The organism is Kitasatospora sp. NBC_01300, from assembly GCF_041435235.1.
Classification (GTDB): Bacteria; Actinomycetota; Actinomycetes; order Streptomycetales; family Streptomycetaceae; genus Kitasatospora.
This window is the reverse complement of record NZ_CP108408.1, coordinates 749636-775021: the sequence shown is the minus strand read 5'-3', so window position 1 is coordinate 775021 and position 25386 is coordinate 749636. Positions and strand designations below refer to the sequence as shown.

The 25386-nt window shown below is 75.7% G+C and carries 21 protein-coding genes; 11 read left to right on the top strand and 10 right to left on the bottom strand.

What is annotated here, in order from left to right:
• Positions 1 to 42: 42 nt before the first annotated feature.
• The 6 genes from OG556_RS03420 to OG556_RS03395 form a co-directional block, all read right to left on the bottom strand.
• Complete coding sequence (locus OG556_RS03420) at positions 43 to 648, bottom strand: TetR/AcrR family transcriptional regulator (protein ID WP_371515777.1); 606 nt, start codon at positions 646 to 648, stop codon at positions 43 to 45.
• A gap of 191 nt (positions 649 to 839) precedes the next feature.
• Positions 840 to 1232: a cell division protein SepF gene (locus OG556_RS03415; RefSeq protein WP_363584675.1), complete on the bottom strand. Its 393-nt coding sequence runs from the start codon at positions 1230 to 1232 to the stop codon at positions 840 to 842.
• A 270-nt stretch (positions 1233 to 1502) separates the two neighbouring features.
• A complete protein-coding gene (locus tag OG556_RS03410; protein ID WP_371515776.1) occupies positions 1503 to 2018 on the bottom strand; it encodes a DinB family protein in 516 nt (171 codons plus the stop codon).
• Between the two features lie 114 nt (positions 2019 to 2132).
• On the bottom strand, positions 2133 to 2876 hold the full coding sequence (locus OG556_RS03405; RefSeq protein ID WP_371515775.1) for a TVP38/TMEM64 family protein: 744 nt from the start codon (positions 2874 to 2876) through the stop codon (positions 2133 to 2135).
• Between the two features lie 49 nt (positions 2877 to 2925).
• Positions 2926 to 3513, bottom strand: a complete 588-nt coding sequence (locus OG556_RS03400) for an RICIN domain-containing protein (protein ID WP_371515774.1) — start codon at positions 3511 to 3513, stop codon at positions 2926 to 2928.
• Positions 3514 to 3850: 337 nt separating this feature from the next.
• Positions 3851 to 5098, bottom strand: a complete 1248-nt coding sequence (locus OG556_RS03395) for an MFS transporter (protein ID WP_371515773.1) — start codon at positions 5096 to 5098, stop codon at positions 3851 to 3853.
• 231 nt (positions 5099 to 5329) lie between these two features.
• On the opposite strand from OG556_RS03395, the gene OG556_RS03390 reads away from it, so the two are divergent.
• The 5 genes from OG556_RS03390 (at position 5330) to OG556_RS03370 (ending at position 10368) form a co-directional block, all read left to right on the top strand.
• Positions 5330 to 6523 carry an ROK family transcriptional regulator gene (locus OG556_RS03390; protein WP_371515772.1) on the top strand — a complete coding sequence of 398 codons (1194 nt, stop codon included), beginning with the start codon at positions 5330 to 5332 and terminating at the stop codon, positions 6521 to 6523.
• A gap of 157 nt (positions 6524 to 6680) precedes the next feature.
• Positions 6681 to 7097, top strand: coding sequence for a molybdopterin-binding protein (locus OG556_RS03385; protein WP_208869038.1), 417 nt, complete (start codon positions 6681 to 6683; stop codon positions 7095 to 7097).
• A 99-nt stretch (positions 7098 to 7196) separates the two neighbouring features.
• Positions 7197 to 7958, top strand: coding sequence for a glycerophosphodiester phosphodiesterase (locus tag OG556_RS03380; protein WP_371515771.1), 762 nt, complete (start codon positions 7197 to 7199; stop codon positions 7956 to 7958).
• Positions 7959 to 8253: 295 nt separating this feature from the next.
• Positions 8254 to 9396 carry an AI-2E family transporter gene (locus tag OG556_RS03375; RefSeq protein WP_371515770.1) on the top strand — a complete coding sequence of 381 codons (1143 nt, stop codon included), beginning with the start codon at positions 8254 to 8256 and terminating at the stop codon, positions 9394 to 9396.
• 78 nt (positions 9397 to 9474) lie between these two features.
• Positions 9475 to 10368, top strand: coding sequence for a virginiamycin B lyase (locus tag OG556_RS03370; protein WP_371515769.1), 894 nt, complete (start codon positions 9475 to 9477; stop codon positions 10366 to 10368).
• Here the strand turns inward: OG556_RS03370 and OG556_RS03365 are convergent.
• Genes OG556_RS03365 through OG556_RS03355 form a run of 3 tightly spaced genes read right to left on the bottom strand, consistent with a single transcriptional unit; the run spans position 10359 to position 14951 of the window.
• Complete coding sequence (locus tag OG556_RS03365) at positions 10359 to 10916, bottom strand: GAF domain-containing protein (RefSeq protein WP_350879761.1); 558 nt, start codon at positions 10914 to 10916, stop codon at positions 10359 to 10361. The genes OG556_RS03370 and OG556_RS03365 overlap by 10 nt on opposite strands.
• Positions 10900 to 11844, bottom strand: a complete 945-nt coding sequence (locus OG556_RS03360; RefSeq protein ID WP_371515768.1) for a S8 family serine peptidase — start codon at positions 11842 to 11844, stop codon at positions 10900 to 10902. The genes OG556_RS03365 and OG556_RS03360 overlap by 17 nt, the downstream gene beginning before the upstream one ends.
• Positions 11841 to 14951, bottom strand: a complete 3111-nt coding sequence (locus OG556_RS03355) for an adenylate/guanylate cyclase domain-containing protein (RefSeq protein ID WP_371515767.1) — start codon at positions 14949 to 14951, stop codon at positions 11841 to 11843. Before OG556_RS03355 ends, OG556_RS03360 begins: the two co-directional genes overlap by 4 nt.
• 390 nt (positions 14952 to 15341) lie before the next feature.
• Between OG556_RS03355 and OG556_RS03350 the strand changes: the two genes are divergently transcribed.
• From OG556_RS03350 to lanKC, 3 genes are all read left to right on the top strand, one after another.
• Entirely contained in the window at positions 15342 to 15515 is a 174-nt protein-coding gene (locus OG556_RS03350) for a hypothetical protein (RefSeq protein ID WP_350879764.1), read from the top strand.
• Between the two features lie 141 nt (positions 15516 to 15656).
• Positions 15657 to 16925, top strand: a complete 1269-nt coding sequence (locus OG556_RS03345) for an MFS transporter (protein WP_371515766.1) — start codon at positions 15657 to 15659, stop codon at positions 16923 to 16925.
• 70 nt (positions 16926 to 16995) lie between these two features.
• Entirely contained in the window at positions 16996 to 19620 is a 2625-nt protein-coding gene (gene lanKC / locus OG556_RS03340) for a class III lanthionine synthetase LanKC (RefSeq protein WP_371515765.1), read from the top strand.
• On the opposite strand, the gene OG556_RS03335 is transcribed toward lanKC, so the two are convergent.
• On the bottom strand, positions 19613 to 21439 hold the full coding sequence (locus OG556_RS03335) for a BTAD domain-containing putative transcriptional regulator (RefSeq protein ID WP_371515764.1): 1827 nt from the start codon (positions 21437 to 21439) through the stop codon (positions 19613 to 19615). The two genes, lanKC and OG556_RS03335, sit on opposite strands and share 8 nt — an antisense overlap.
• A 594-nt stretch (positions 21440 to 22033) precedes the next feature.
• On the opposite strand from OG556_RS03335, the gene ctaD reads away from it, so the two are divergent.
• The 3 genes from ctaD (at position 22034) to OG556_RS03320 (ending at position 25309) form a co-directional block, all read left to right on the top strand.
• The gene (gene ctaD / locus OG556_RS03330; protein ID WP_371522548.1) at positions 22034 to 23779 is read left to right on the top strand and encodes a cytochrome c oxidase subunit I; all 1746 of its coding nucleotides are present in this window, start codon (positions 22034 to 22036) and stop codon (positions 23777 to 23779) included.
• A gap of 117 nt (positions 23780 to 23896) precedes the next feature.
• Positions 23897 to 24424 (top strand): hypothetical protein, encoded by a 528-nt coding sequence (locus tag OG556_RS03325; RefSeq protein ID WP_363621700.1) that lies wholly within the window; start codon positions 23897 to 23899, stop codon positions 24422 to 24424.
• A 162-nt stretch (positions 24425 to 24586) separates the two neighbouring features.
• Entirely contained in the window at positions 24587 to 25309 is a 723-nt protein-coding gene (locus OG556_RS03320) for a response regulator (RefSeq protein ID WP_371515763.1), read from the top strand.
• The last annotated feature ends 77 nt before the right edge of the window (positions 25310 to 25386 follow it).

Here is a 25386-nt window from a genome sequence, read left to right as displayed (position 1 = left end):
CGCGCAATGCGCACCCGCTGATGATTCGTTCGCTTCGCTTACTCATGGGATATCGGTTTCCGGTGTGCGGGCCGAAGGTGCTGTGGGCGGGGGAGTGGCGGCGTCCGGTCGGCGCAGCGCGCCGCCGAGGAACAGCTCGGCGAGCGAGAAGGCGGCGTCGCGCGGGGCGAGGCGGCCGTCCTGGATGGCCCAGCCGACGCCGGCCACCAGATCGAAGAAGGCCTCGCTCAGCCAGGCGGCGCTCAGCTCGATGCGGAACGTGCCCTGCTGCTGGCCGCGCAGGAAGAGCGCGTGCAGTCGAACGATCTGGAGCTCCCAGAGGTCGTTGATGCTGTCGTCGTCGTAGAGCTGGTTCTCGCCGGCCAGGAAGGCGCAGAGCGTGGCGTCCGGGACGGCGGCGTCGACCAGGCGGCGCAGCGCGGCCTCGGCGTCGCCGTCCTCGACGGAGGCGGTGTCCAGGGCGGCGGCGAACCGGCGCAGGCCGAGCAGGCCGACCTCGCGGATCAGGGCCTCGCGCCCGGGGAAGAGCCGGTGCAGGGTGGCGCGGCTGATCCCGGCGGCGCGCGCGATCTCGTCCAGGTGGGCGGTCGGGCGGCGGGAGAGCACGCCGACGGCGGCTTCCAGGACGGTGTCGCGATCGGTGGCCATGAATCCAGTCTAGGTCATGTGAGACATGGATGTCTCAAAATTATGGTGGGCGTCTCGAATGAGGCGTCGATCGCCGCAGCCGGGGCAGCAAAAACCGGGGACGGCGGGTGCCGTCCCCGGTCGGGGTGCCGCAGTCGTGCGGCCGGTTCAGCTCGGTCGGTTCAGCCCGGTCGGGCCGTGCGCCGCCCGGATCAGCTCTGGTTGTAGAACCCGGTCTCGTCGAGCGGGCGGTCGATCACCATGACCTCGACGTCGGCCGGGGTGAGCAGGAACACCCGGCGGGCGATCCGCTCGATGCCGCCCTGGGTGCCGAAGATCAGCCCGGAGGCGAAGTCCACCATCCGCTTGGCCTCGGCCTCGTTCATCTCGGTGAGGTCCATGACCACCGGGATGCTCGCCCGGATGTGCTCGCCCACCGTGCGGGCCGCCTCGAAACCGGTCGGCCGCAGGGAGACGATCTTCGCGGGCGCGGGCGCGGCCGGCATCGTCTCCTGATCGACCCACTCGTCCTCGTACACCGCGGCGGGGTAGTTTCCCGAGGGCATCAGCCACCCGTTGTGGTGCTCGTCGCGAAGTGCTCCCATGCCGCGCCTCCCTGCCTCGTCCCGTCCTGGTCCCCCGGGGTCGCGTGTCCTTTTTGACACGTCATCCACTCGTCGGAACTGTCCGAGTATCGCACTGTTCACCGGTCCCGTGCCCGCTCGCGCCCCCCGTACGAGTCGCGCCGCGCCGGAAACCCGGGCGAACCCGGGCAACATCAGCGACGCGGCGGTGAGCCGTACGGTTGCGCGCGTAGACCATATCGGTCGCGGTCACCGCGCAATTGACCTTCTGTCAACAATGCGGAAACGATTTCACCCGCCGGTATTGCCGTCCACCAGTTCGCGCAGAAGATCGGCGTGGCCGTTGTGCCGCGCGTACTCCTCGACCATGTGGACCAGGATCCAGCGCAGCGTCACCTCCTCGCCGCGGCGCAGCTTCTTGCCGACCGTGTCCAGCGACAGGCCGGCGACCGCGCTGCGGGCGGCCTCGACCTCGGCGCGCCAGGTGGCGAAGTCGGCCGCGACGTCGGCGGTGTCGACGCCGTTGAAGTCGCCGTCCTCGTCGGCCTCCGTCCAGTAGTGGTTCTCGGCGGACTCGTCGCCGTGCAGGACGGTCCGGAACCAGTACTGCTCCACCTCGGCCATGTGCCGGACGAGGCCGAGCAGCGAGAGGGCGGACGGCGGGACGGAGCGCAGCCGCAGCTGGTCGTCGGTCAGGCCCTCGCACTTGAGCGCGAGGGTGCTGCGGTGGTAGTCGAGCCAGGCGGTGAGCATGGCGGTCTCGTCGGCCGCCATCGGCGGGTCGACCCGCGGGGAGAGTTCGGTCATGCGGGACATCCTGGTGCCCACCGACCGGCGGGCGCGAGCGAATTGTCGAGCGCCCCCCGAGTGCCTCGGAATCTCGGCCGGTCAGGGGGGTGTGGCGGTCAGGCGCTTAGGTGCTCAGGCGGCCGGTGCGCGGCGGCGGGCGGCCGCGGCCCGCCACAGCCCGACCACGCTGCCCAGCACGAGCAGCGCGATCACCCCGGCCGACACCAGGAAGGCCGCCGAGCCCGGCTCGCCCGCGCTGGCCGCCGCCGTCACGTACACCGCGGTGGTCGGCACCACGCCGATCGCGGTGGCGAACAGGAAGGGCGCGAAGCGCACCCCGGAGAAGGCCGCGCCGTAGTTGGCCGCCTGGAACGGCATGCCCGGCAGCACCCGCAGCACCAGCACGCTGCGGAAGCCCTGCTCGGTGAAGCGCCGGTCCAGCGTGCCGAGCACCCGCCCGCGCAGGTACGGCCGCAGCGCCTCGCGCCCGAGGCCCCGGCCGAGCCCGAAGGCCATCGCCGCGCCCAGCGTGGTGCCGAGCACCGACAGCAGCACGCCCTGCTGGATGCCCAGCAGCAGCCCGGCGGCGGCGTTCAGCGCCGGCCGGGGGACGAAGGCGAGCGTGCCGACCGCGTACACGGTGGCGAACAGCGGCGCGAACCAGTACCCGGGCATCCGGTCGGCGAGGCCGCCGTTCAGCAGCGCCGTCGGGCTCCACAGCAGCAGCGATCCGGCCGCCGCGCCGAGCAGCACCACCAGCAGCGCGAACCGCCACCACGGCGAACGCGGCGCGCGGCCGGCCGGCGGCGGCTCGACGGCGGGCGGGGGCGTCGCGGGTGCGGCCGTTGCGGGCGGGGGCGTGACGGGTGCGGGCACCGGCCGAGCCTAACCGGTGCCCCTCCGCGGCCGTCGAGGGCGGTCGCGGTCAGCTGTACGGGGGCTTCTCCGGGTTGTAGTGCCAGAACTGGTTGTCGCCGCTGTGGAACCCCCACTGGATCACCGGGGTGCCGTCGGTCAGGGCGCCGCCCGAGACGTCCAGGACGAGGCCGCTGTAGCCGTTCACGATCCGGCGGGGCGTGCCGGGGTGGCTGGCCGGGGGGTCGCTCCAGCTCTGGTTGGCGCCGCCGTCGCAGGTCCACTGGTCGGCCTGGGTGCCCCAGGTGGTGCTGAAGGCCGGGATGTCCAGGCACTTGCCGCTGTTCAGGTTCACCCAGCCGCGGGCGCTCTGGGTCCACTGCTGGTTGGCGCCGCCGGTACAGGTCCAGATCCGGACCGGGGCGCCGTCGTCGGTGCGCCAGTCGGCGACCTCCAGGCACAGGTCGTTCGGGCCCGCGTACATGCCGGTGCGGATCTCGGCGGGCCCGAAGTCGGCGGCGCGGGTGGCCGCGGGGGCGGGCGGCGCGGTGAGCGCCACCGCGGCGGTGGCGAGGGCGGCCGTGGCGGCGGCGAGCCGCGCACGACGGGGCAGGAGGTAGCGGCAGGACAGACGGGACGGGCGGGACAGGCGGGACATCAGAGCGTCCTCCGGGGGGTCGCGGATGCGGAGCGGTCTGCGCGGAGCGGTCGGCGAGGAATCCCAGCAGACGTCGCCAGGAGTCCCGGGCCGCGTCCGAACATTCGACGGCGGAGGGCGCGAAGAGGTTGTGCGGCGCGCCCGGGCAGGTGACGAACTCGTGCGGGCAGCCGGCGGCCACCTCGGGGCGGCCACCTCCGGGCGGCGCCGCCCGGAGGTGGCGCACCGGGTTCACCCCGGGGAACGCGGGACCGCCGGGCGCGGAATGCGCCCGGCGGTCGGCGGTCGGCGGGAGGAGGGGCGAGGGGGAGGGGGGAATTCCTGGGAATTCCCCGGCTCAGATCGCCGAGAGGTCCTTTGCGGACGCGCCGCCCGGTGGCATCGCGGCCGCGTCCTCGGCACCGGATCCGGGGGAATTGCGTTCGGCCCGGCGCAGCGCCCCGGCGCTCAGCAGCAGCGCGAAGGCGAGCGCGGTGACCAGGCCGAACGAGACGGTCAGCGAGGTCGCCTGGGCGAGGGCACCGATGATCGCGGGCGCGACCAGGCCGGAGGTGTAGGTGACGGTGGCGACGCCCGCGATGGCCTGGCTGGGGTTGCTGCCGATCCGCCCGGCCGCCGCGAAGGCCAGCGGGACGGTGACCGCGATGCCGATGCCGATCAGGGCGAAGCCCGGGATGGCGAGCGCCGGGCTGTCGGCGGCCACCACCAGCAGGCCGCCGACGGTGGCGACGGCGCCGCCGAGGCGGGTGGTGCGCACGGCGCCGAGCCGGCGGACCACCGCGTCGCCGCAGAGGCGGCTGACGGCCATGGTGAGCGAGAAGGCGGTGTAGGAGGCGGCGGCGATGGTGGCCGAGGCACCGGTGACGTCGCGCAGGTAGACGCCGCTCCAGTCCATCGAGGCGCCCTCGGCGAAGACGGCGCAGAAGCCGACCAGTCCGATCACCAGCGAGCTGCGCGGCGGCAGCGCGAACCGCGGCGGCTCCTCCGCCCCCTCCGGCGCCCGCAGGTCGGGCAGGTTCCGGCAGACGGGCTGCGCGAGGACGAGCAGCACGAGCGCGGTGACGGCCAGCTGGAGCCGGGCGTCGAGGTCGAGGTGGGCGGCCAGGATGCCGAAGCCGGAGGCCAGCAGCCCGCCCGCGCTCCACATCCCGTGCAGTCCGGACATGATCGAGCGGCCGAGCCGCTGTTCGATCTCCACGCCCTGCGCGTTCATCGCGACGTCCGCCATCCCGGCCGAGGCACCGTACGCGAGCAGCGCCACGCACAGCACCGGCAGCGAGGGGGCGAGCGCGGGCAGGGCGAGGGCCAGGCACCAGAGCGAGATCAGTCCGCGGACGGCCGCCCGCCCGCCGTAGCGGTGGACGAACCGGCCGGCCAGCGGCATCGCGAGGGAGGAGCCGATGGCGGGCATCACCAGGGCCAGGCCGAGCTGGCCGGGGGAGAGGTCGAGGCGGTCCTGGATCCACGGGATGCGGGTGACGAAGCTGCCGCTGACGGCGCCGTGCACGCCGAAGACCAGGGCGATGCCCGCCCTGGCCCGGCGTGGGGAGGCCAGTGGCTCCAGTGAGTGTGCGGTCGTGCTCATCCGGCGTTCCCTCCCGGGTCGCGCAGGCGGGGCGGCGCGACGGTGCCCTGTGTGGGTGGTCTGACGTGCTGGTGGGTGGTCTGACGTGCCCGGCAGTGGTTCTGACGTGCCTGAGGGTGGTCTACGTGCAGGCCGTTCGGTCCGCGCGGCGGCGACGGCCGTCCGGCGGATGGTTCGATAAAATTATCAGGAAGGGACCCTGATAGAAACACTCTGGAAGGATGAGCCGCCATGACCACCGCGCGCACGGCCACGCCGAGCACCGCCCGGGCGATCAACGACCGGCTGGCCCTCAACCTGCTCCTCGAACAGGGCCCCCTGACCGCGACCGAGCTGCGCGACCTCACCGGCCTCTCCCGGCCGACCGTCGCCGACCTGCTCGACCGCCTCCAGCGCACCGGCCTGGTCGCCGTCGTCGGCGAACGGGGCGAACAGCGGCGCGGCCCCAACGCCCGGCTCTACGCGCTGATCGCCTCCCGCGCCCACCTCGCCGCCTTCGACGTGCGCTCCGGCGGCGTCAGCCTGGTCGTCGCCGACCTCACCGGGCGCACCCTCGCCAGCGCCGAGGTCCCGGTCCACGGCGACGGGACGCCCGACACCGCCGGGCACCTGGTGCGCACCCTGCTGGACACCGCGCGCGGCGTCGGCGTCGAACGCCTGCACACCGTCGCCGTCGGCGCCCCCGGGCTGGTCGACCCCGCCACCGGGCGCCTCAACAGCACCGGGAAGCTCCCCGCCTGGCACGCCGAACTGCTCGCCGAACTGCGCGGGCTGCCCGGCACCGACGTGATCCTGGAGAACGAGGTCAACCTGGCCGGCCGGGCCGAGTACCGGATCGGCGCCGCCCGCGACCGCGACACCTTCGTGCTGCTCTGGCTCGGCCACGGCGTCGGCGCCGCCGTCGTCCTGGACGGCCGGCTGCGCCGGGGCTTCTCCGGCGGCACCGGCGAGATCGGCTTCCTGCCCGTCCCCGGCACCGGCGGCCTGCCCAGCGCCACCGGCTGCGACGGTGGCTTCCACAGCCTGGTCGGCAGCGCCGCCGTCTGCGAGCTCGCCCGCGCCCACGGGCTGCCCGCCGGCGCCGCCGGGGACGCCCCCGCCGCCGAGGCGGCCGTCCGCGCCGCGCTGGACGCCCTCGGCCAGGACGGGCCCGGCGGGCCGTTCCTGGACGAGCTGGCCGCGCGGATCGCGGTCGGCGCCGCCAGCATCTGCGTCGTCCTCGACCCGGGGTGCGTGGTGCTCGGCGGCGAGCTCGGCCGGGCCGGCGGCGCCGAACTGGCCGGCCGGGTCGAACGGCGGCTGGCCGAGCTGTCCCCGCTGCGCACCGAGGTCCGGCCCGGTGCGGCGGGCGGCGGCGCGGTGCTGGCCGGGGCCGTCCTCACCGCCGGGGACGCGGTGCGCCGCGACCTCTTCGGCGAGTCCTGACCCGCCTCGCTTGGCGGCCCCGGCCGCCGGTACGGCAGGATGACGGCGACGGCCCGCCGCGCGTGCGGCGTCCCCGTTCCCGTCCCACGTTGTTCCCGTCCCACGTTCCCCGAGTCAGCCCCGGGGGCAGTCCCCGAGTCAGTGTCAGGAGTCGCACATGGGCCAGTCCGAGGCGCCGGTCAACCCGTACCGCATCGGCGAAGCCGCGGCGCTGCTCGGGGTCAGTGCCGACACCATGCGGCGCTGGGTGGACGCGGGGCGGGTCGCGGCCGAGCGGGACGAGCACGGCCACCGGATCATCCCCGGCGTCGACCTCGCCGCCTTCGCCCGTGAGCTGGCCCGCCCGGAGAACGCCGAGGCCGAGGGCCGTCCGTCCTCGGCCCGCAACCGCTTCCCCGGGATCGTCACCCATGTGGTGCTCGGCGACGTCGCGGCCCAGGTGGAGGTCCAGGCAGGGCCCTTCCGGGTGGTGTCGCTGATCAGCCGGGAGTCGGCGGAGGAGCTGAACCTCGTCCCCGGCGCCCCCGCCACCGCGGTCATCAAGTCCACCAATGTGATGATCGAGCGGCGTTAGGCCCGGCCTGACCCGCACGGCACGCCCCACCGGGCGCCGCGCGCCGACGGCGCGTCGGGCCCCGTCCGTACCGGTTCCGAACGAGAGGCCCCGCCCGGGATGTCCCACCCGCATCTGCCGACCACCCAGAGCGCCGTCAGCGCGGTCGGGGAACCGGCCGCCGAGCGCCGCCGGGTGCTCGCCGTCGCGCACCGCGGCGACCCGTACCGCCACCGCGAGAACACCCTGCCGTCCGTCGAGTCCGCGCTCGCCGCCGGCGCCGACGCCGTCGAGGTGGACGTCCAGCTCACCCGCGACCGGGTGCCCGTCCTGCTGCACGACCGCACCCTGGAACGCCTCTGGGGCGACCCGCGGTCGATCGGCCGGGTCACCACCGCGCAGCTCGACGAACTGCGCCGAGGGCCGCTCGCCGTCCCGACCCTCGCCGAGACGATCAAGGTCGTCGCGGCCGCCGGAGGCCCCCGGCTGCTCATCGACCTCGACGACCCCGGCCCCGTCGCCGCCACCTGGTCCGTCGTCAGCGAGCTCGACGCCGAAGGGATCGTCTCCTTCTGCGGCCCCGCCACCGCCATGCTCGCCGTCCGCGCGCTGGCGCCCGGCGCCGAGATCGCCCTCACCTGGAAGGAGCCCCGGCTGCCCGTCCGCGCCCTGCTCGACGACCTGCGCCCGCGCTACCTCAACCCGCCGTTCGGCCTGGTCACCCCCGAGTTCACCGCCGCCGCCGCGGACGCCGGGCTCGCCGTCTCCACCTGGACCGCCGACCTGCGCCGCACCATGCGCCGGCTGCGCGACACCGGGGTCGCCTCCATCACCAGCAACCGGATCGGCGTGCTGCGCGCCGTCCTGGACGGCCGCCGCTGAGCGTGCCGACCGGCTGAACCGGGGCGGCCGCTCGGGGGGGACGGGGCGGCCGCTTCGAGGCGAACTGAGGTCCGGCGCTCGAACGCGTCCGCCAGGGCGCTTCGTCCGATGAGGTGAGCTCCACCGGCTGCTCTGTACGCGACGGACGGGGGCGGATTGAATCGGCTCCACCCTTGATCGGCCGGACGGCGGTGTGCCGTTGTCGCCGGAGAGACGGCCGGAGGCGGGCACGCCGACGGACCGTCCGCCGAGACGGGGCGATTCGGACTCGTCGACGACCCAGGCGGAGGTGGCCGTGCCCGAGGAGCACCCGGCCGGGGAGGGTCCGGCGGCGGAACCCCGGTTCGTCGGCGGGGCCGCGCCGGACCCCCGCAGGCCGTACCTGATGCTGCCGCCGGTGGTCCGGCAGGCGGCCGCCTGGTCGGCGGCGGTGATCCTGCTGCTGGCCCTCGCCTCGCTGCTGGTCTTCGCGCTGGTCGAGCTGCGGGCCGCCACCGTGCCGGTGGTGCTGGCGCTGCTGGGGGCCTCGCTGCTCTACCCGGCGGTGCCGTGGATGGTCCGGCGGGGCGTGAGCCGGGGGCTGGCCGCCGGGCTCACCTGCGTGCTGCTGGTCGCGGCCGTCAGCGGGGTGATCGCGCTGCTGGTCAACGCGCTGGTGCACAGCGCCCCGCAGATCGCCGAGTCCCTCCAGCAGGCGGGCAACCAGCTGGCCGCGTGGCTCGGCCCGACCGGGGAGAAGATCCGGCACGCGCTGGACAACGCCAAGGGGGAGACCAACTCGCTGGTCTCGACCGTCACCAACGGCGTGCTGTCCGGGCTGGGGCTGGCCACCCAGCTGATCGCCGGCGGCGTGCTGGCGCTCGCCCTGGTGTTCTTCTTCCTCCGGGACGGCCACCGCACCGGCGACACGATCCGCTCCTACCTGCCCGAGCGCAGCGCCGAGACCGTGATCGCGTGTGCCGAGCGGGCCTTCGACGCGATGGCCGGCTTCATGCGCGGCACCTCGCTGATCGCGCTGATCGACGCCACCTTCATCACCATCGGCCTGGTGGCGCTCGGGGTGCCCGGCGCGCCGGGGCTGGGTGCGCTGGTGTTCATGGGCGCCTACATCCCGTTCGTCGGGGCCTTCCTGTCCGGGGCGGCGTCCGTGCTGGTCGCGCTTGCCGACGGCGGGATCGGGACGGCGCTGTGGGCGCTCGGCGTGGTGATGGCGGTCCAGCTGTTCGAGGGCAACGTCCTCCAACCGCTCATCCAGAGCCGGACGGTGGAGCTGCACCCGGCCACCATCATGGTCGCGGTGGTGGCCGGCTCCGGGATCGCCGGCATCCTCGGGGCCCTGCTCGCCGTCCCGGTGTGCGCCGCCGGCGTGGGCATCATCTCCGTCCTGCGCGGCGTCCCCGCCCCGCGGGCCGCCCGCCGTGCGGGGAACGGGGTGTAACCCGGTTGCCGGGGGCGGGGAGGGCGTGCGAGGATCGCTAATGCGACGGAAGTCGCAATAGTGAGGACGGGGGTTCGCATGACACGGATCGTGGAGCTGATCGAGGTCGCCGAGGAGGGGGCCGGGCCGTACGGCGTCGCCGTGGGGCCGGACGGGGGCGTGTGGTTCACGCTGGTGCACGCCGGGGAGATCGGACGGCTCGCGGCGGACGGCACGGTCGAGCGCTACGGCCTCGGGGCGCCGGAGTGCGGGCCCGCGGTGCTCACCGTCGGCCCGGACGGCGCGCTCTGGTTCACCCGGATGCGCGACCACCGGATCGGGCGGATCGACACCGACGGGAAGGCGTGCTCCTTCGCCGTCCCGACGGCGGGCGCCGGGCCGTACGGGATCGCGGCGGGGCCCGACGGGGCGCTCTGGTTCACCGAGCTGAACGCCGACCGGATCGGGCGGATCACCGTCGAGGGCGAGGTGACGGAGTACCCGCTGCCGCGGGCCGGGGCCTTCCCGTCGCTCATCACGGCCGGCCCGGACGGCGCGCTCTGGTGCACGCTCAACCAGGCGGACGCCGTCGCCCGGATCACCGTCGGGGGCGAGGTGGCCGTCCACCCGCTGCCGACCGGGGGCACCGCCCCGGTCGGGATCACCGCCGGGGCGGATGGTGCGCTCTGGTACGTCGGCATCGGCGGCGGGCTGGTCGGCCGGATCACGGTGGACGGCGAGGTCACCGAGTACCCGCTGGCCGACCGGGCGGCCCGGCCGCACGCGATCACCTGCGGCCCGGACGGCCGGCTCTGGTTCACCGAGTGGGGCGTCGGCCGGATCGGGGTGCTCGGCCCGGACGGGCAGCTCGACGGCTACCGGCTGCCCGGCCCGGCCGCCGAGCCGCACGGCATCGCCGTCGGCCCGGACGGCGCGGTGTACGCGGCACTGGAGCGCGGATCGATCGCGAGGTCGGCGCCGCGTCAGGGCTGACGGCGCAGCAGCTCCTCCAGGTCGGCCAGCAGGTCGAGGGCGGCGGCGCGGTCGGGCACCGCCGCCGGGGCCGGGGAGCGCTCGGCGATGACCCGCAGGGCGGCGGCGGCCTGGCGGGCGAACAGGGCGAGCAGGTCCAGCTCGGGCAGGCTGGACCGGGCCTGCGGGGCCGGGTCCAGCACCTCCAGGACGCCCAGCACCCTGCTGCCGTGCGTCAGCGGCGCCGCCATCAGCGCGTTCGGAACGTACGCGGTGGACTCGGCGAAGGCCCGGTCGAAGGTGCGGTTCGCGCCCAGGTCGTCGACCACCATCGGCTCGCCCGAGGCGGCGACCCAGCCCGCGATGCCGCTGCCCGCCGGGAAGCGGCGGCCCACCAGGGACTCCTCGCCGCGCCCCGAGACGGCCTGGAACACCAGCTCCCCGGCCGCCTCGTCGAGCAGGCAGACCGAGCCGGCCTCGGCGCCGAAGATCGCTCGGGCCACGTCCACCACGGACTGCAGCAGCTCGCGGGCCAGCGGGTCGACGGCGGGATCAGTGCTGAGGGTCATCGGGCGCCTCCGTGATGGGGGTGGACGGGGTGGGCCCGGTCGTCGAACTCCCGCCTGGGGGACGGCGAGGACCGGCACCGGGGCCGACCTGGACGTTGGCTGCGGTGAGGTAGAGCGCGCTCTTCAGCTGGAAGGTCGTCAGCCTCGGGTGGCCGGACAGGATGCGGGCGCACAGCCCGGCGACGTACGGGGTGGCGAAACTGTTGCCGGTGGTGCGGATGGTGGAGCCGCCGAGCCAGGGGACCCGGACGTTCTGGCCGGGGGCGAAGAACTCGACCGGCGGCGCCGGGTTGTACAGGTGCAGGGCCGGGTCCTCCTCCTGGTGGCTGCCGACCGAGATGACCGAGGAGAACCGCCAGGGGTAGCTCTCCACCGGGGTGTTGTGGGCGGAGGCGACGATCGCGGTGCGGGCGAAGAAGGCGTCGTCGGCGATCGCGTGCAGCTCCTCCAGGAAGCGGGTCCGGGTGGTGGAGAGGCTGAGGTTGACGACGTCGAAGCCCTGCTCGACGGCCCAGCGCAGGCCGGTGATCAGCATGTCGCCGGTGCCGGTGAAGCGTTCGCCGAGCACCCGGACGCTGTACAGCTCGCAGTCCGGGGCGGTGCGGCGGATGATGCCCGCGCAAGCGGTGCCGTGGCCGCAGGTGTCGCCGGTGCGGTCGGGGCGGACCACCAGCTCCCGGGTCGTCGGGTCCTTGACGACCACCCAGGAGCCGTTCAGCGGGCCGACCAGCGGGTGGTCCGGCTCGATGCCGGAGTCCACGACGCACACCCGCACGCCCTTGCCGGTGCCGCCGCCGTCGGGACCGGTGGTGTCGGGGCCGGTGGTGTCGTGGGCGGTGGTGTCGGGGCCGGTGGTGTCGGCGAGCACCGGCAGGTCCGCGGCGGCCCGGCCGCGCAGGCTCCAGGTGAGGCCGGCCGGGCCGCTCACCGGGTGCCCCCGAGCCGCTCGGCCCGGCGCACGCCCGGCAGGTGGCCCTTGGCGGCGAACCGGTCCCGGGCGGTGGCTGCCGCCACGGCGGCCTCGGCACGCCGGTCGAGCAGCAGCAGCGCGTGGGCGCGGTCCAGTGCGGTGAGCGCCTGGAGCAGCAGCGACTCGGTGGCCTCGGCGGCCTGCACGGCGGACGCGGTCAGCTCCTGCGCCTGGTCGGCCTCGCCCCGGGAGGCGGCGAGCCGGCCGCGCAGCGCGTCCAGCTCGATCGCCAGCACCGGCGGCAGTGCGGCCGCGGCGTCGACGCCGTCCAGGTGGCGGGCGGCCGGGCCCGGGCGGTCGGCGTCCAGCAGGGCGCGGGCGGTGGTGAGGGCGAGCCGGGGCAGCGGGGCGGAGTTGCCCAGCCGGCGGGCGACCTCGGCGGCGTCGGCGAGCAGGTCCAGCGCCTGCGCGGTCTGGCCGGTGGCCGCCGCGGCCTGGGCGGTCAGGGCCGGCAGCGAGATCATCGCGTCGGCCAGCGACAGTTCGCCCGCCAGGCCGTTGGCCTCGGCCAGCAGCAGTTCGGCCTCGCCGGGCCGGTCGCGCAGGGCGAGCAGGACGGCGAGCGGGCCGTTGAGCGCGACCCGCACCGTCCGGTGGCCGGCGCCGTGCCCGGCCAGCAGGGCCCGCAGCCGGAAGACGGCGTTCGGGACGGGCTCGGGGCCCGCCAGCAGGGAGGCGGCCAGCGCGGCCAGCACGGCGGCCCGGTCCAGCTCGGCGTCGGTGCGGGCGGCGTGGTCGAGGGCGTCGTCCAGCAGCCGTTCCGCCTCGGTGTGCCGGCCCGCCAGCAGGTGCTCCTCGGCCAGGCGCAGCCCGGCCCGGGCCCGGCCCAGGTCGTCCCGCAGGTCGATGAAGAGCGGGAGGACGGCGCGGGCGGTGGCGGCGGGCTGCTCCGGGCCGGGCGGCAGGCCGCGCGCGGCCAGCGCGAGCCGGGCGTGCGCGGCGTCCAGCGGGTCGGCGGCCGAGTCGCGGACCTGCGCCAGGACGGGCAGGGCCTCGTCGGCCCGGCCGAGTGCCAGCCGGGCCTCGCCGAGGCGGCGCAGCGCCGGGCCGGCGGTGCGCTCGTTCGGGTAGTGCAGCCGGACGGCGCGCTCCAGCAGGTCGGTGGCGGCGGGCAGGTCGGCGTGGGCGAGGGCGTGGGCGCCGGCCACGCCGAGGGCGGCTGCCGCGCGGGTGCGCAGGGCGTCCGTCCGGGCGTCCAGCAGGCCGAGTTCGAGCCGGTAGCGGTGGGCGCGCTCCAGGTGGCCGCCGACGGCGGCGTCCCCGGCGGCGCGGACGGCCGGCAGGTCGGCGGCGCGTTCGTGGCGCTCGGCGCGGGCCCGCTTGGACATCGACTGGTAGACCGACTCCTGGACCAGGCCGCTGCTGAACCGGAAGCTGGTGCCGGCCGGTTCGACCAGGCGGCGTTCGGTCAGCCGGGCCAGCGCGGCGTGCAGCCGCGGCGGGGTGTCGTCGCCCGCGGGCAGGCCGGGGAGGCCGTCGAACGGGCCGGTGAAGACGTCGTCCTCCGGGTCGGCGAAGGCGTCCTGGTCGGCGCCGCCGTGGGCGAGCTGGGCGAGTTCGGCGGCGGTGAAGGCGCGGCCGAGCACGGCGGCCAGGTCCAGGGTGGTGCGCTCGTCGCGCTCCAGGTCGTCGATCCGCGCGCTGAGCAGCGCCCGGCCGGTGGGCGGGAGTTCGTCGGCGAGGGCGGGGCCGTCGGCCTCGGTGAGGGCGGCCAGCAGTTCCTCCAGGTGCAGCGGGTTGCCCTCGGCCCGCTCCAGCAGCCGGGTCGGCACCGTGTCCTGGTGGGCGCTCAGCTCCGTCAACTGGGCGGCCAGCAGCGCCGATTCGTCCCAGGACAGGCCGCCGACCGGCAGCGCCGGCAGCTCCGGGCGGGAGGCCGGCAGCTCCGGCCGGGCCAGGCACAGCAGCAGCACCGGGGCCGGGCCGAGGGCGGCGACCAGTCGTTCGGCGGCGTCCAGCAGCACCGGGCCGGCCCACTGGCAGTCGTCCAGGACCAGCACGGCCGGGCGCTCGACGGTCCGCCCGCGCAGGATCGCGGCCAGCCGGTCCAGGGACTGTTCGGCGCTCACCCCGGGCGCGGTGGCCTGCGCCAGCCGGTCCAGCGCCTCGGCGGGCGCGGGCGTCCCCGGGCCGCCGAGCAGGGCCCCGACGGCCTCCGCGAGCGGGGTCAGGACGCCCTGCTCGCCGTAGCTGCGGCAGCGGCCGGTGCCGCAGCGCGCGGTGTGCCGGCCCGTCCGCTCCTGCCACTCGCGCACCAGCCGGGTCTTGCCGATCCCGGCCTCGCCGACGACCAGCAGCAGTTCGGCGCCCTGGCCGCCGGCCACCCGGGCCAGCGCGGCGTCCAGCTGGGCGAGTTCGCGCTCCCGCCCGACCAGCGGGACGTCGAAGCGGCGCAGCAGCTCGGGGTCGTCCTCGTCCAGCCCGACCAGCCGGTACGCGGTGACGGGCTCGGTCTTGCCCTTGAGCCGCAGCGGGCCGACCTCGTGCACCTGGGCGGCCGGCCCCGCCGCGCGCAGGGTCTGCGGGCCGATCAGCACCTGGCCGGGGGCGGCCTGGGTCTGGAGCCGGGCGGCGATGTTCACGGTCTCGCCGGAGATCAGGGCCTGGCGCGCGGAGGCGTCCGAACCCGCCACCACCTGACCGGTGTTGACACCGATCCGGACGTCCAGGCGGACCCCGAGGGTGGCGTCCAGCTCGGTGTTGAGGTCCTCCAGGTCCTCCAGCATGGCGAGCGCGGCGGCCAGCGCCCGGTGGGCGTCGTCCTCGCGGATCACCGGGACGCCGAACACCGCCATCACTGCGTCCCCGATGAACTTCTCCAAGGTGCCGCCGTGCGCCTCGATCTGACGGTGCATCCGTTCGAAGTAGCGCAGGATCACCTCGCGCAGCGTCTCCGGGTCGAGCGCGCCGGACAGGGCGGTGGAGTCGACCAGGTCGCAGAAGACCACCGTGACCAGCTTGCGCTCCTCGGCGGCCAGGTCGAGGGCGGCGGCCCGGGGCGTGCCGCAGGCGGGGCAGAACTGGTCGTTCGTGCTGGCGAGTTGGGCGCAGAGCGGGCAGGGCATGGTGGCAGTCCTTCGCTAGTCCTTCGCGGTGCGGGGAGTGCATCGGGGCGTGCGTGGGGTTGGGGGCGTATGAGGCTGGAGAGTGCGCGGAGTCGGGGTGTGTACGGAACCGGGCGTGCGGGCGTGCCGGGCCAGGCTCCCCGGCCCGGCTTCGGGCCCGGTTCACAGCCGCCTTGCCGGCGGTATGGCCGCAGCCCGGAGCGGGTGCGCGGGCCCGCCGGGCGGGCTAGGCGGGCCGGGATGCGCCGCCGCCGGCGCCCCGAACTGCGGCCATACCGGTGCCGTACCGGTTCGCAGGCCGTGCGCAGCCCCTCCTGCCTAACGTCTTCACCACGGCGGGCCACCACCCGTCGAACCCCCACCGATCAACCCAGCGAGAGGAGTTCAGCCATGGCCGAGAACATCGACCCGATCGTCGGCGAGGACAGCGAGGAGACCCCGGAGGTGCAGGCGCACGCCGCCAACGTCCTGGACCTCCAGGCGATGAAGGTCCTCCAGGAGGCCTCCGACGGCAGCTGCTTCAGCCTGATCAGCTACGTCAGCTCCGCCGAGACCTCCGCCTGATCAGCGGCAGGTCAAAGGTGTCCGGCGCGGGGGCGGGCGCACCACCGCCCCCGGCCGCCGGGCAGTGATTGGCTTCCGGGGCGGTCCCGCCGGTGCGGGGCCGCCCCGGCCCGATTCCACCCCCCACCCCGGAGGACGGCCATGGAGCCCACCTCGCTTTCCCGCAACCGGGACTTCCGGCTGCTCTGGGTCGGCGGCCTGATGGCCTCGCTCGGCTCCCAACTCGCCTCGATCGCTCTGCCGTTGCTCGTCCTTCGGGAGACCGGATCGGCCGCCCAGGCGGGCGCCATCGGCACCGTCTCGATCGGCGCGCTGCTGCTCACCATGCTGCCCGGCGGCGTCCTCGCCGACCGGGTCGAGCGGCGCCGGCTGATGCGGGTGTGCGACGTCGGCAGCCTGCTCGCCGTCACCGCGCTGGTGATCGCCGTCCTGCGCGGCCACACCCCGCTGCCGCTGGTCCTGCTGGTGGCCGCCGCCGGGGCGCTCATCACCAGCGCCTACGGGCCCGCCGCCGGCGGCCTGCTGCGCGCGGTGGTGCCGCGCGAGCAGGTCCGCGCGGCCTCGTCCCGGATGCAGGCGCGCGGCGCCGCCGCCCGGCTGGTCGGGCCGATCGCCGGCGGCGCGCTGTTCGCCTGGCACCCGGTGCTGCCGTTCCTCGCGGAGGGCGTCGGGCTGCTGCTCTCCACCGTCTGCGTCGCGCTGATGCGCACCCGCTCGGTGCCCGCCGCCAGGAGCGGCGCGGCGTTCAGCCGCGGCGAACTGACCGCCGGGCTCAGCTTCATCTGGCGCCAGCCCTACCTGCGCACCCTGCTGCTGATCTTCGGACTCGGGATGAACTTCGCGTTCAGCGCGCTGATGTTCACCACCCTGGCCGTGGCCTCCGACGGCGGCCGCTCCGGGATCGGCGGCGGCACCGTGGTCTCCTGCACCGCGGCCGGCGCCCTGGCCGGCGCGCTGCTCGCCCCGAGGCTGGAGGCCAGGGCGCGCTCTGGGGCGCGCCCCGGGGTGCGCGACGGCAGGCTGGTGGCGCTCAGCTGCTGGGCGGCCGCGGCCACCGCCGGGGTGCTGGTGCTCACCCGGATCCCGCTGCTGATCGGGCTGCTGTGCGCGGTGTGCATGTGCCTGTCCACGGTCGCCAGCATCGGCTTCGTCTCCGGCATGCTGCTCGCCGCGCCGCCCGACCGGATCGGCCGGGTGCAGAGCGCCGCCGGTTTCCTGTCCACCCTGGTCCAGCCGTTCGGCCCGCTGGTGGGCGGCGCGCTGCTCGGCGCGCTGGGCGGCACCCGGACCTTCGCCCTGCTGGCGCTCGCCATCTCGCTCTGCGCAGCCGTGGTCACCTGGGCGCCGCCGGTCCGGCGCGGCCCGGCGCCGGCCCCGGCACCGCTACCCGTACCCGCACCCGCGGGCTGAACCGTTCGGCGGCCCGGGAGACGAGCGACCCGGAAGAGCCCGGAAGACGACCCGGAAGAGGAGGCGCGCCATGGCCGGCGCCCAGGAGACCCAGCTGTACTGCCTCGCCGATCCGACGTACTACGACACCCCCGGCCGGCTCCGCGACCGGGCCGGCCGGTACCGGCTGGGGCTCGGCGCACCGCCCGCCGGGTGGCGGCGCGAGCGGCGCGGGCTGTGGACGGCGCTGCGGCCGGACGGCGCCCGGCTGCCGGAGCAGGGCTGGAAGATCCACGTCTCGACCGTGCCGGAGGAGGCCGAGGAGACCCTGCTGGCCGTCGCGCGGGTCTGCACGGCACGCCGCACGACGTTCAAGTTCCTGCGCAGCGACGAGGCGTTGCGGGTCGCGAACGGCAAGTACATGGGGCGCGGCAGCAGCGGCAAGTTCGTCACCGTCTACCCGGGGTCGGAGCAGGAGTTCCTGGCCGTGGCGGCGGAGCTGGCCGAGGTGCTGGCGGGCCGCCTGGGGCCGTACGTGCTCACCGACCTGAGGATCGGGACGGCGCCCGTGTACGTGCGCTACGGCGCGTTCGTCGAGCTGTGGTGCCAGGACGAGGACGGGCGGCCCGTGCCCGCGCTGCGCGACCCGTCCGGCGAGCTGGTCCCCGACCGGCGCGACCCGGTGTTCCAGCTGCCCGCCTGGGTCGAACCGTCCGAGGAGCTGCGCCCGCACCTGGCCGCCCGGGAGGCGGCCGGCGGCGACCTGCCGTACCGGATCGTCGAGGTGCTGCAGTTCTCCAACGCCGGCGGGATCTACCTCGCCGAGCACCGGACCACCGGGGAGCGGGTGGTGCTGCGCGAGGCCCGCCCGCACGCCGGGCTGGACGCCGCCGGGGACGACGCCGTGACCCGGCTGCGGCGCGAGCAGTGGGCGCTGGAACGGCTCGCCGGCCTGGACTGCGTGCCCCGGTTGCACGAGGTCCGGACGGTCTGGGAGCACACCTTCCTGGTCCAGGAGCACATCGAGGGCGTCCAGCTGTTCGCCGAGGCGATCCGCCGTTACCCGCTGGTGCACCAGAACTGCACCGCCGGGCAGCGCGCCGAGTACGCGCACTGGGTGGCCGGGGTCGTGGCCGGGCTGGAGAAGGCGCTCGGTGCCCTGCACGAGCGGGGCGTCCGGTTCGGCGACCTGCACCCGGCCAATGTGATCGTCCGTCCGGACGGTTCGGTGGTGCTCGTCGACTTCGAGTACGCGGAGGAACTCACCGGCCGCAGTGTCCCGATCGCCGGTGCGGGCGCGCTGCAGCCCCCGCCCGGGCTCGACGGGGCCGACGCCGACCGCCACATGCTCTGGGCCACCTGGCTGATGCTGCTGATGCCCGTGATGGAGCTGGCCGAACGCGATCCCGGCAAACTGCCCGCGCTGGAACGGCGGGCACGGCAGTGGTTCGGCCTCGGGCCGGAGGAGGGGCCGGTACGGCCGGGCGCCGTGGCACCGGTGGCGCCGGTGGAACCGGTCGGCGAACGGCGGGTCCGTGAACTCCTCGCCGGGCCCACCCTCGACGCCGCCAGGAACGAACTCGTCGCCGGGATCCACGCCGGGGCCACCCCCGACCGGCCGGACCGGCTCTTCCCCGGCGACCCGGCCGGATTCGCCGACGGCGGCACCGGCGTCGCCCACGGCGCCGCCGGCGTGCTGTACGCGCTGCACCGGGCCGGGGCGCCCTGCCCCGACGAGTACGCGGACTGGCTGATCGCGGCGATGCGGCGGCGCGGCCCGAGGCCGGGCGCCGGCGGGCTCTTCGACGGGCCGCTCGGCGTGGCGGCCGTGCTCGCCCGGGTCGGCCGCGGCGACGAGGCCGCCGAACTGGCCGCGCAGGCCCGGCAGGCCCGGCCCGCGCCCACCGTCGCCCTCCACGGCGGCCGGGCCGGCGCCGCGCTCGCCCGGCTGCGGCTCGCCGACGCGCTCGGCAGCCGGCGCGAACTCGCGGACGCCCTCGCCGACGCGCGGGCGCTCGACGCGGTGCTGCGCGGGCGGACCGTCCCGGGGCTCGGCGCGCCGACGGCGGCCGGACTGCTGTACGGCCTGGCCGGGATCGCCCTCGTCCAGCTGCGGCTGTACCAGCGGACAGGTGAGGACTGGCTGCTGGCCTCCGGGCGCGAGGCGCTGGGGCGGGCCGTGGCGCAGTGCGTGCGGGTGCCCGACGGGTCGGTCCAGGTCCTCGACCGGGGGAGGCGGCTCGCCTACCTCGACCGCGGCAGCAGCGGGATCGCGCTCGTCGCCCGGGAGTACCAGGCGCTCGGCGGCAGCGGGTCCGAGGGGTTCGGCGGGTCCGAGGGGTTCGGGGAGTTCGGCGGGTTCGGGGAGTTCCTCGCCGACGTCCGGCGGGTGTGCGCACCCGGATTCGTGCGCGAGCCCGGGTTGTTCCGGGGCCGCGCCGGGCTGCTGCTGGCGCTGGACCGGCTGGGCGGGCCTGCGGCCCGGGACGCCGTCCGCGAGCAGGTCCGCAAGCTCCAGTGGCACCTGGTCGCGCGGCCGGAGGGGCTGCTCGTTCCCGGGATGCGGCTGCGGCGGTTCTCGGCGGACCTGCACACCGGGGCGGCGGGCGTCCTGCTGGCCCTGCGGGCCGTCGAACAGGGCCTGGAGGGCGGGGAGTTGCTGGACGTGCTGACGCTCGGCCCGAGGGGCGCCGGCCGGCGTGGCGGGCTCAGCTGAGGCTGTCGGTCAGGGCTGCGCTGTGCTCGCGGGCGTGCAGGTGGGTGAGGCGGGGGAGGGCGTAGAGGGCGGCGTGGGCGGTGACCTCGCCGGTGGGGGAGGTGACGGCGCCGGTGTCGGTGAGGGCCTCCAGGGTGCGCAGGGCGAGGCGTTCGGGGCGGCCGAGGGCGGCGGCTGCCTCGGGGAGGGTGAACAGCAGGGAGAGCGGGAGGGCGGCGAGCCGGCCGAGGGCGAGGCGGCCCTGGTCGGTGAGGTCGCGCCAGCCGGAGTCGAGGCGGGCGCGGACGGTGACGTCCCCGGCGACGAGTTCGTCCAGGGCGCCGGCCGGGTCGGCGAGGCGGGCCGCGTACTCGGCGAGCGGCAGGTGGCGCAGGACGGCGAGCCGGGTGCCGGCGACCCGGACGGCGAGCGGCAGCAGCCCGCAGGCCTCGACGATCCGGGCGGCGGCGGCGCGGTCGGTGCCGGTCCGGCCGGTGCCGACGATCCGGCCGAGCAGGTCGAGCGCCTCGGCGGGGGCCAAGGGCGGCACGGTGACCCGGTGCACCGAGGCCAGTCCGGCGAGCTGGCTGCGCGAGGTGACGAGGGTGGCGCTCGGGCCGAAGCCCGGCAGCAGTTCGCGGACCACGGCCTCGCCGGGGGCGTCGTCGAGGATCAGCAGCATCCGGCGTCCGGCCAGGGAGGCGCGCCAGAGGGCGGCGGCCTGGGCCGGGTCGGCCGGTCTAGGGCCGGATCGGCCGGTGAGGGCGGCGAGTTCGGCGAGGATGTCGGCGAGCGGGCGCGGGGCGCCGTCCTCGGTGCGCAGCCGGAGCAGCAGCCGGCCGTCGGGGAAGCGGTCGGCGAGCAGGTGTCCGGCGTGCACGGCGAGGGCGGTCTTGCCGATGCCGGCCGGGCCGGAGAGGACCGCGACGCGCTCGCCGCCCTCCGCCAACGCGTCGATCAGCTCCCGTAGTTCGTGGCTCCGGCCGGTGAAGTCGGCGGTGTCGGAGGGCAGCAGTGCGCCGCTCGGGCCGGGGTGCTGCGCCGGCCGGGCGGTGGCGGGCCGGGCCGGGCCGTGGGCGAGCAGCTGCCGGTAGCGGGCGGTCAGGGCGGGGCTGGGTTCGAGTCCCAACTCGCGGGCGAGCAGCTGGCGGTGGGTGTCGTAGACGGCGAGCGCCTCGGCCTGCCGGCCGGACAGGTGCAGGGCGTTCATCCGGGCGGCCTGGAGGCGTTCGCGCAGCGGGTGGCGCTCGGCGAGGTCGGCGAGTTCCTCGGCGACGGCGGTGGCGTTGCCGAGCTCCAACTCGGTCTCTGCCCAGTCCTCGTGGACGCCCAGGCAGCGGGCCTCCAGTCGGTCGGCCTCGGCCTGGACGGCGGGCGAGCAGCGCAGGTCGGCGAGCGGCGGGCCCTGCCACAGGTCGAGGGCCTGGCGCAGCAGCCGGGCGGCGGGGGCGAGCGCGCCGCTGTCGGCGGCGGCCCGGCCGGCCCGGGCGAGGGCGCGGAACTGCAGGACGTCGAGCTCGGGTTCGGCGACCCGCAGCAGGTAGCCGCCGGCGGTGTGGACCAGCCGCTCGGGTCCGGGGTCGCGGCCGAGCAGGGTGCGCAGGGTGCAGATGTAGACCTGGAGGTTCTTGCGGGCGGTGCGCGGCGGCTCCTCGGGCCAGACCGCGTCGGTGAGCAGGTCGACCGGGACGGCCGTGTTGGCCCGGCTCAGCAGGACGGCCAGCACCAGCCGCTGCTTCAGCGGGCCGAGGGCGAGCGGGCGGCCGTCCGACTCGCCGGTCAGCGGGCCGAGGACGGAGAAGCGCGGCCGGGTGGGGGCGGCGGGCTGGGCCAGGGGCATCGGTGTACCTCCGGGGCGTGGGTGGGGGCCAGGGCGTGTCCGAACGGGGGCGTGACCGGTGCGGTGCGGGTGTGGGCGCAGGCTACTTGACGGCAGATCCGATCTGTAGGGCACGGAATCGGCCTGTTTCGCTCACGTCACCCTCACACTTCGGGCACCTGGGGGAGGGGGCATCCGGGGGAGGAGGCGGCCGGGGGCGGTGGCGGCCGGCGGGCGCGGTGTCGTGGCCGGTGGGGTGGGGTGGGAGAGGCCGGCGGGGTGCGGCGGAGGGCCGGGGCCGGGGGTGCGGGCCCCGGGGCGGACGGGGCCGGGCGGGGGCCGTCCGGGGCGCGGGCGCCGGGGCGGTTCCGGCGTTCCTCCAGCGGCGCTCGTCGGCGCGGTGAGCGCCGCCCGAGGGGCCGGGGCGGGACCGACGGCCACCGGAGGTCCCGGTCCGGGTGCCGGAACGCGGGCCGTGCGGCCCCGGGGGCGCGGGCCGAACGGCCCTAGGGGGCGGGGGCGGTGCGTTCGGATCATGGATCGCCAGCCATTCGCACGACGTTCCTAAGGAGTGCGTCCTTGAGCGCCACCCCGGCACAGGGCGACCCCACGCCAATGCCAACCTCCGTACCGCAGCCGTTGGTTCGGCCGAAACGGCCCGGTTCGGCCGTGGTCAGACTGCTGACCACCACCGACCACAAGACGATCGGCTCCATGTACCTGGTGTCGGCGTTCGGGTTCTTCCTGATCGGCGGTGTCCTGGCGCTGGTCATGCGCGCCGAACTCGCCCGGCCCGGAACGCAGATCCTCTCCAACGAGCAGTTCAACCAGGCCTTCACCATGCACGGCTCGGTGATGCTGCTGCTCTTCGCGATGCCGCTGTTCACCGGCTTCGCCAACTGGATCATGCCGCTGCAGATCGGCGCCCCGGACGTCGCCTTCCCGCGCCTGAACATGCTGTCCTTCTGGCTGTTCATGTTCGGCTCGCTGATCGCCGCCGCCGGCTTCGCGACCCCGCAGGGCGCCGCCGACTTCGGCTGGTTCCTCTACGCGCCGCTGTCCGATGCCGTCCACTCGCCCAGCGTCGGCGCCGACATGTGGATCATGGGCGTGACGCTCTCCGGCTTCGGCAGCATCCTCGGCGCCGTCAACTTCATCACCACGATCATCTGCATGCGCGCACCCGGGCTGACCATGTTCCGGATGTCCATCTTCTGCTGGAACGTGCTGCTCACCTCGGTGCTGGTGCTGCTGGTCTTCCCCGTCCTCGCCGCCGCCCTGCTCGCCCTCGAGTGCGACCGCAAGTTCGGCTCGCACGTCTTCGACCCGGCCAACGGCGGGGCGATGCTGTGGCAACACCTGTTCTGGTTCTTCGGCCATCCCGAGGTGTACATCCTGGCGCTGCCGTTCTTCGGGATCATCTCCGAGATCATCCCGGTCTTCAGCCGCAAGCCGATGTTCGGCTACGCCGGGCTGATCGCCGCCACCGTCGCCATCGCCGGCCTGTCGGTGACGGTGTGGGCACACCACATGTACGTCACCGGGCAGGTGCTGCTGCCGTTCTTCTCCTTCATGACCTTCCTCATCGCCGTCCCGACCGGGGTCAAGTTCTTCAACTGGGTCGGCACCATGTGGAAGGGCTCGCTCAGCTTCGAGACACCGATGCTCTGGACGGTCGGCTTCCTGGTCACCTTCCTGTTCGGCGGCCTCACCGGCGTGCTGCTCGCCGCCCCGCCGATCGACTTCCACGTCTCCGACTCGTACTTCGTCGTCGCCCACTTCCACTACACGCTGTTCGGCACCGTGGTCTACGCGATGTTCGCCGGCTTCCACTTCTGGTGGCCCAAGATGACCGGCAAGAAGCTCGACGAGCGGCTCGGCCGGATCACCTTCTGGACGCTCACCGTCGGCTTCCACGGCACCTTCCTGGTCCAGCACTGGCTCGGCGCCGAGGGCATGCCCCGCCGCTACGCCGACTACCTGGCCTCGGACGGCTTCACCACGCTCAACACCCTGTCCACCATCTTCTCCTTCCTGCTCGGACTGTCGATCCTGCCGTTCCTCTACAACATCTGGAAGACGGCCAAGTACGGCGAGAGGGTCGAAGCCGACGACCCGTGGGGCTACGGCCGCTCGCTGGAGTGGGCCACCTCCTGCCCGCCGCCCCGGCACAACTTCGTCCGGCTGCCGAGGATCCGCTCCGAATCCCCGGCCTTCGACCTCCACCACCCCGACATCGCGGCCCTGGACGTCCTGGAGAACACCGGCAAGCCCGCCACCCACCTGGGCGACGTGAGCCCGGCCAAGTACGACCTGCCGAACACCAGGGCGGAGCGGGCGCGGTCCGCCGTGGACAGCTGACCCGGGGCCGGGCGCGCCCCGGCCCCCCGCTCCGAACCCCCCGACCGCCGTCTCCGCCCGCGCCCCCGTCACGGGCGGGGACGGCTCCCTCCCCTCGCGACCTGGAAGGCCGGCCCCATGACCCACACCGTCCTCGCCATCGGCACCGCCGCGCTCACCGCGAGCGGCTGCGTCTGGTACCTGCCCGCCATCGCCGACCTCCAGGCCGGCGCCGACCGGCCCCGCTCCACCCGCACGGCCGCGGCGGCCTGCGTCCTGTGGTGGGCCGCCCTCGCCATGGCCGGCGGGCTGCTGCTCGCCGTGCCCGACTGGCGGCCCGCCGCGCAGATCGCCCTCGCCGGGCTGGTCGGCGGCGTGGCGCTGCGGGTCCGCGCCCGGTGGGACCGGCGCGGGGAGCAGCACGAGGCCGCCGCCCGCTGGGCGGCCCTGGGCGCCCGGCCGGCGCCGCGCTCCGGCCGCCCCGCCGCCGTCACCCTCGCCGGGTGGCTGGTCGTCGGCGCCGCCGTCGCCTCGCTGGGGGCGGTGGCGATCCTGCTGTCGGACGAGGGCGCCGTCGGCTCCCGGGTGGTGCTCGCGGCGGTCAGCGGGGCCGGGGTGGCGCTGGCCTTCCTGCTGGCGGGCCTCGGCAGCGCGCGGCGGCGCTGACGGCCCCTCCGGTACGGGCGGCGCGGCTCCTGCGGGGGCCGCGCCGCCCGCGCGCTCGCCCGGAATGGGGTCGTTGGGCCCTGGGCCCTGCGGCGGCCGGCGGGTGATGATGCCCTGGGCCCTGCCGGGAGTGTGCGGGGGTGACGAAGGTGGAGCCGCGTGATGGCGACCAATACGGCGGGCGCCGGGGCACCGGCGCCGGTGCGGGTGTTCCTGCTGGACGACCACGAGGTGGTGCGCCGCGGGGTGCACGACCTGCTCGACGGCGAGCCCGATCTGGAGGTGGTCGGCGAGGCCGCCACCGCCGAGCAGGCGCTCGTCCGGGTGCCCGCGCTGCGGCCCGACGTGGCGGTGCTGGACGTCCGGCTGGGCGACGGCGACGGGGTGTCGGTCTGCCGTGAACTGCGCTCCCGGATGCCCGGCCTGGCCTGCCTGATGCTGACCTCCTTCGACGACGAGGAAGCGCTGCTGGACGCCGTCATGGCGGGCGCCGCCGGGTACGTGCTCAAGCAGATCAGCGGCACCGACCTGGTGGCCGCCGTACGGACCGTCGCCTCCGGCCGCTCGATGCTGGACCCGGGCGCCGCCACCCGGCTGCTCAACCGGCTGCGCAGCGACGCCGAGCCCGCGCAGCCCGTCACCACCGGGCCCGCGCTGACCGTGCGCGAGCAGGAGGTGCTGGCGTTGATCGGCGAGGGCCTGACCAACCGCCAGATCGGCGAACGGCTCTACCTCGCCGAGAAGACGGTGAAGAACCACGTGTCGCGGCTGCTCGCCAAGCTGGGCGTGGAGCGGCGGGTGCAGGCTGCGCTGATCTCCACCGAGCTGCGCCAGGCGGCGGCCGCCGCCGCGCAGCCGGCGCACCTGCGCTCCCTCCGGGGCTGACGCGACGTCCGGGCCCGGGACCCCCGGCGGGACCATCGGCCCTCGCGGCGCCGCCACCGCCGGGGCGAGCATCGAGG

Coding starts and splice junctions, on each gene's coding strand:
- OG556_RS03420 (WP_371515777.1), bottom strand. CDS start 648: ATGGCCACCGATCGCGACACCGTCCTGGAAGCCGCCGTCGGCGTGCTC.
- OG556_RS03415 (WP_363584675.1), bottom strand. CDS start 1,232: ATGGGAGCACTTCGCGACGAGCACCACAACGGGTGGCTGATGCCCTCG.
- OG556_RS03410 (WP_371515776.1), bottom strand. CDS start 2,018: ATGACCGAACTCTCCCCGCGGGTCGACCCGCCGATGGCGGCCGACGAG.
- OG556_RS03400 (WP_371515774.1), bottom strand. CDS start 3,513: ATGTCCCGCCTGTCCCGCCCGTCCCGTCTGTCCTGCCGCTACCTCCTG.
- OG556_RS03395 (WP_371515773.1), bottom strand. CDS start 5,098: ATGAGCACGACCGCACACTCACTGGAGCCACTGGCCTCCCCACGCCGG.
- OG556_RS03390 (WP_371515772.1), top strand. CDS start 5,330: ATGACCACCGCGCGCACGGCCACGCCGAGCACCGCCCGGGCGATCAAC.
- OG556_RS03385 (WP_208869038.1), top strand. CDS start 6,681: ATGGGCCAGTCCGAGGCGCCGGTCAACCCGTACCGCATCGGCGAAGCC.
- OG556_RS03380 (WP_371515771.1), top strand. CDS start 7,197: ATGTCCCACCCGCATCTGCCGACCACCCAGAGCGCCGTCAGCGCGGTC.
- OG556_RS03370 (WP_371515769.1), top strand. CDS start 9,475: ATGACACGGATCGTGGAGCTGATCGAGGTCGCCGAGGAGGGGGCCGGG.
- OG556_RS03365 (WP_350879761.1), bottom strand. CDS start 10,916: ATGACCCTCAGCACTGATCCCGCCGTCGACCCGCTGGCCCGCGAGCTG.
- OG556_RS03355 (WP_371515767.1), bottom strand. CDS start 14,951: ATGCCCTGCCCGCTCTGCGCCCAACTCGCCAGCACGAACGACCAGTTC.
- OG556_RS03350 (WP_350879764.1), top strand. CDS start 15,342: ATGGCCGAGAACATCGACCCGATCGTCGGCGAGGACAGCGAGGAGACC.
- OG556_RS03345 (WP_371515766.1), top strand. CDS start 15,657: ATGGAGCCCACCTCGCTTTCCCGCAACCGGGACTTCCGGCTGCTCTGG.
- lanKC (WP_371515765.1), top strand. CDS start 16,996: ATGGCCGGCGCCCAGGAGACCCAGCTGTACTGCCTCGCCGATCCGACG.
- OG556_RS03335 (WP_371515764.1), bottom strand. CDS start 21,439: ATGCCCCTGGCCCAGCCCGCCGCCCCCACCCGGCCGCGCTTCTCCGTC.
- ctaD (WP_371522548.1), top strand. CDS start 22,034: ATGCCAACCTCCGTACCGCAGCCGTTGGTTCGGCCGAAACGGCCCGGT.
- OG556_RS03325 (WP_363621700.1), top strand. CDS start 23,897: ATGACCCACACCGTCCTCGCCATCGGCACCGCCGCGCTCACCGCGAGC.
- OG556_RS03320 (WP_371515763.1), top strand. CDS start 24,587: ATGGCGACCAATACGGCGGGCGCCGGGGCACCGGCGCCGGTGCGGGTG.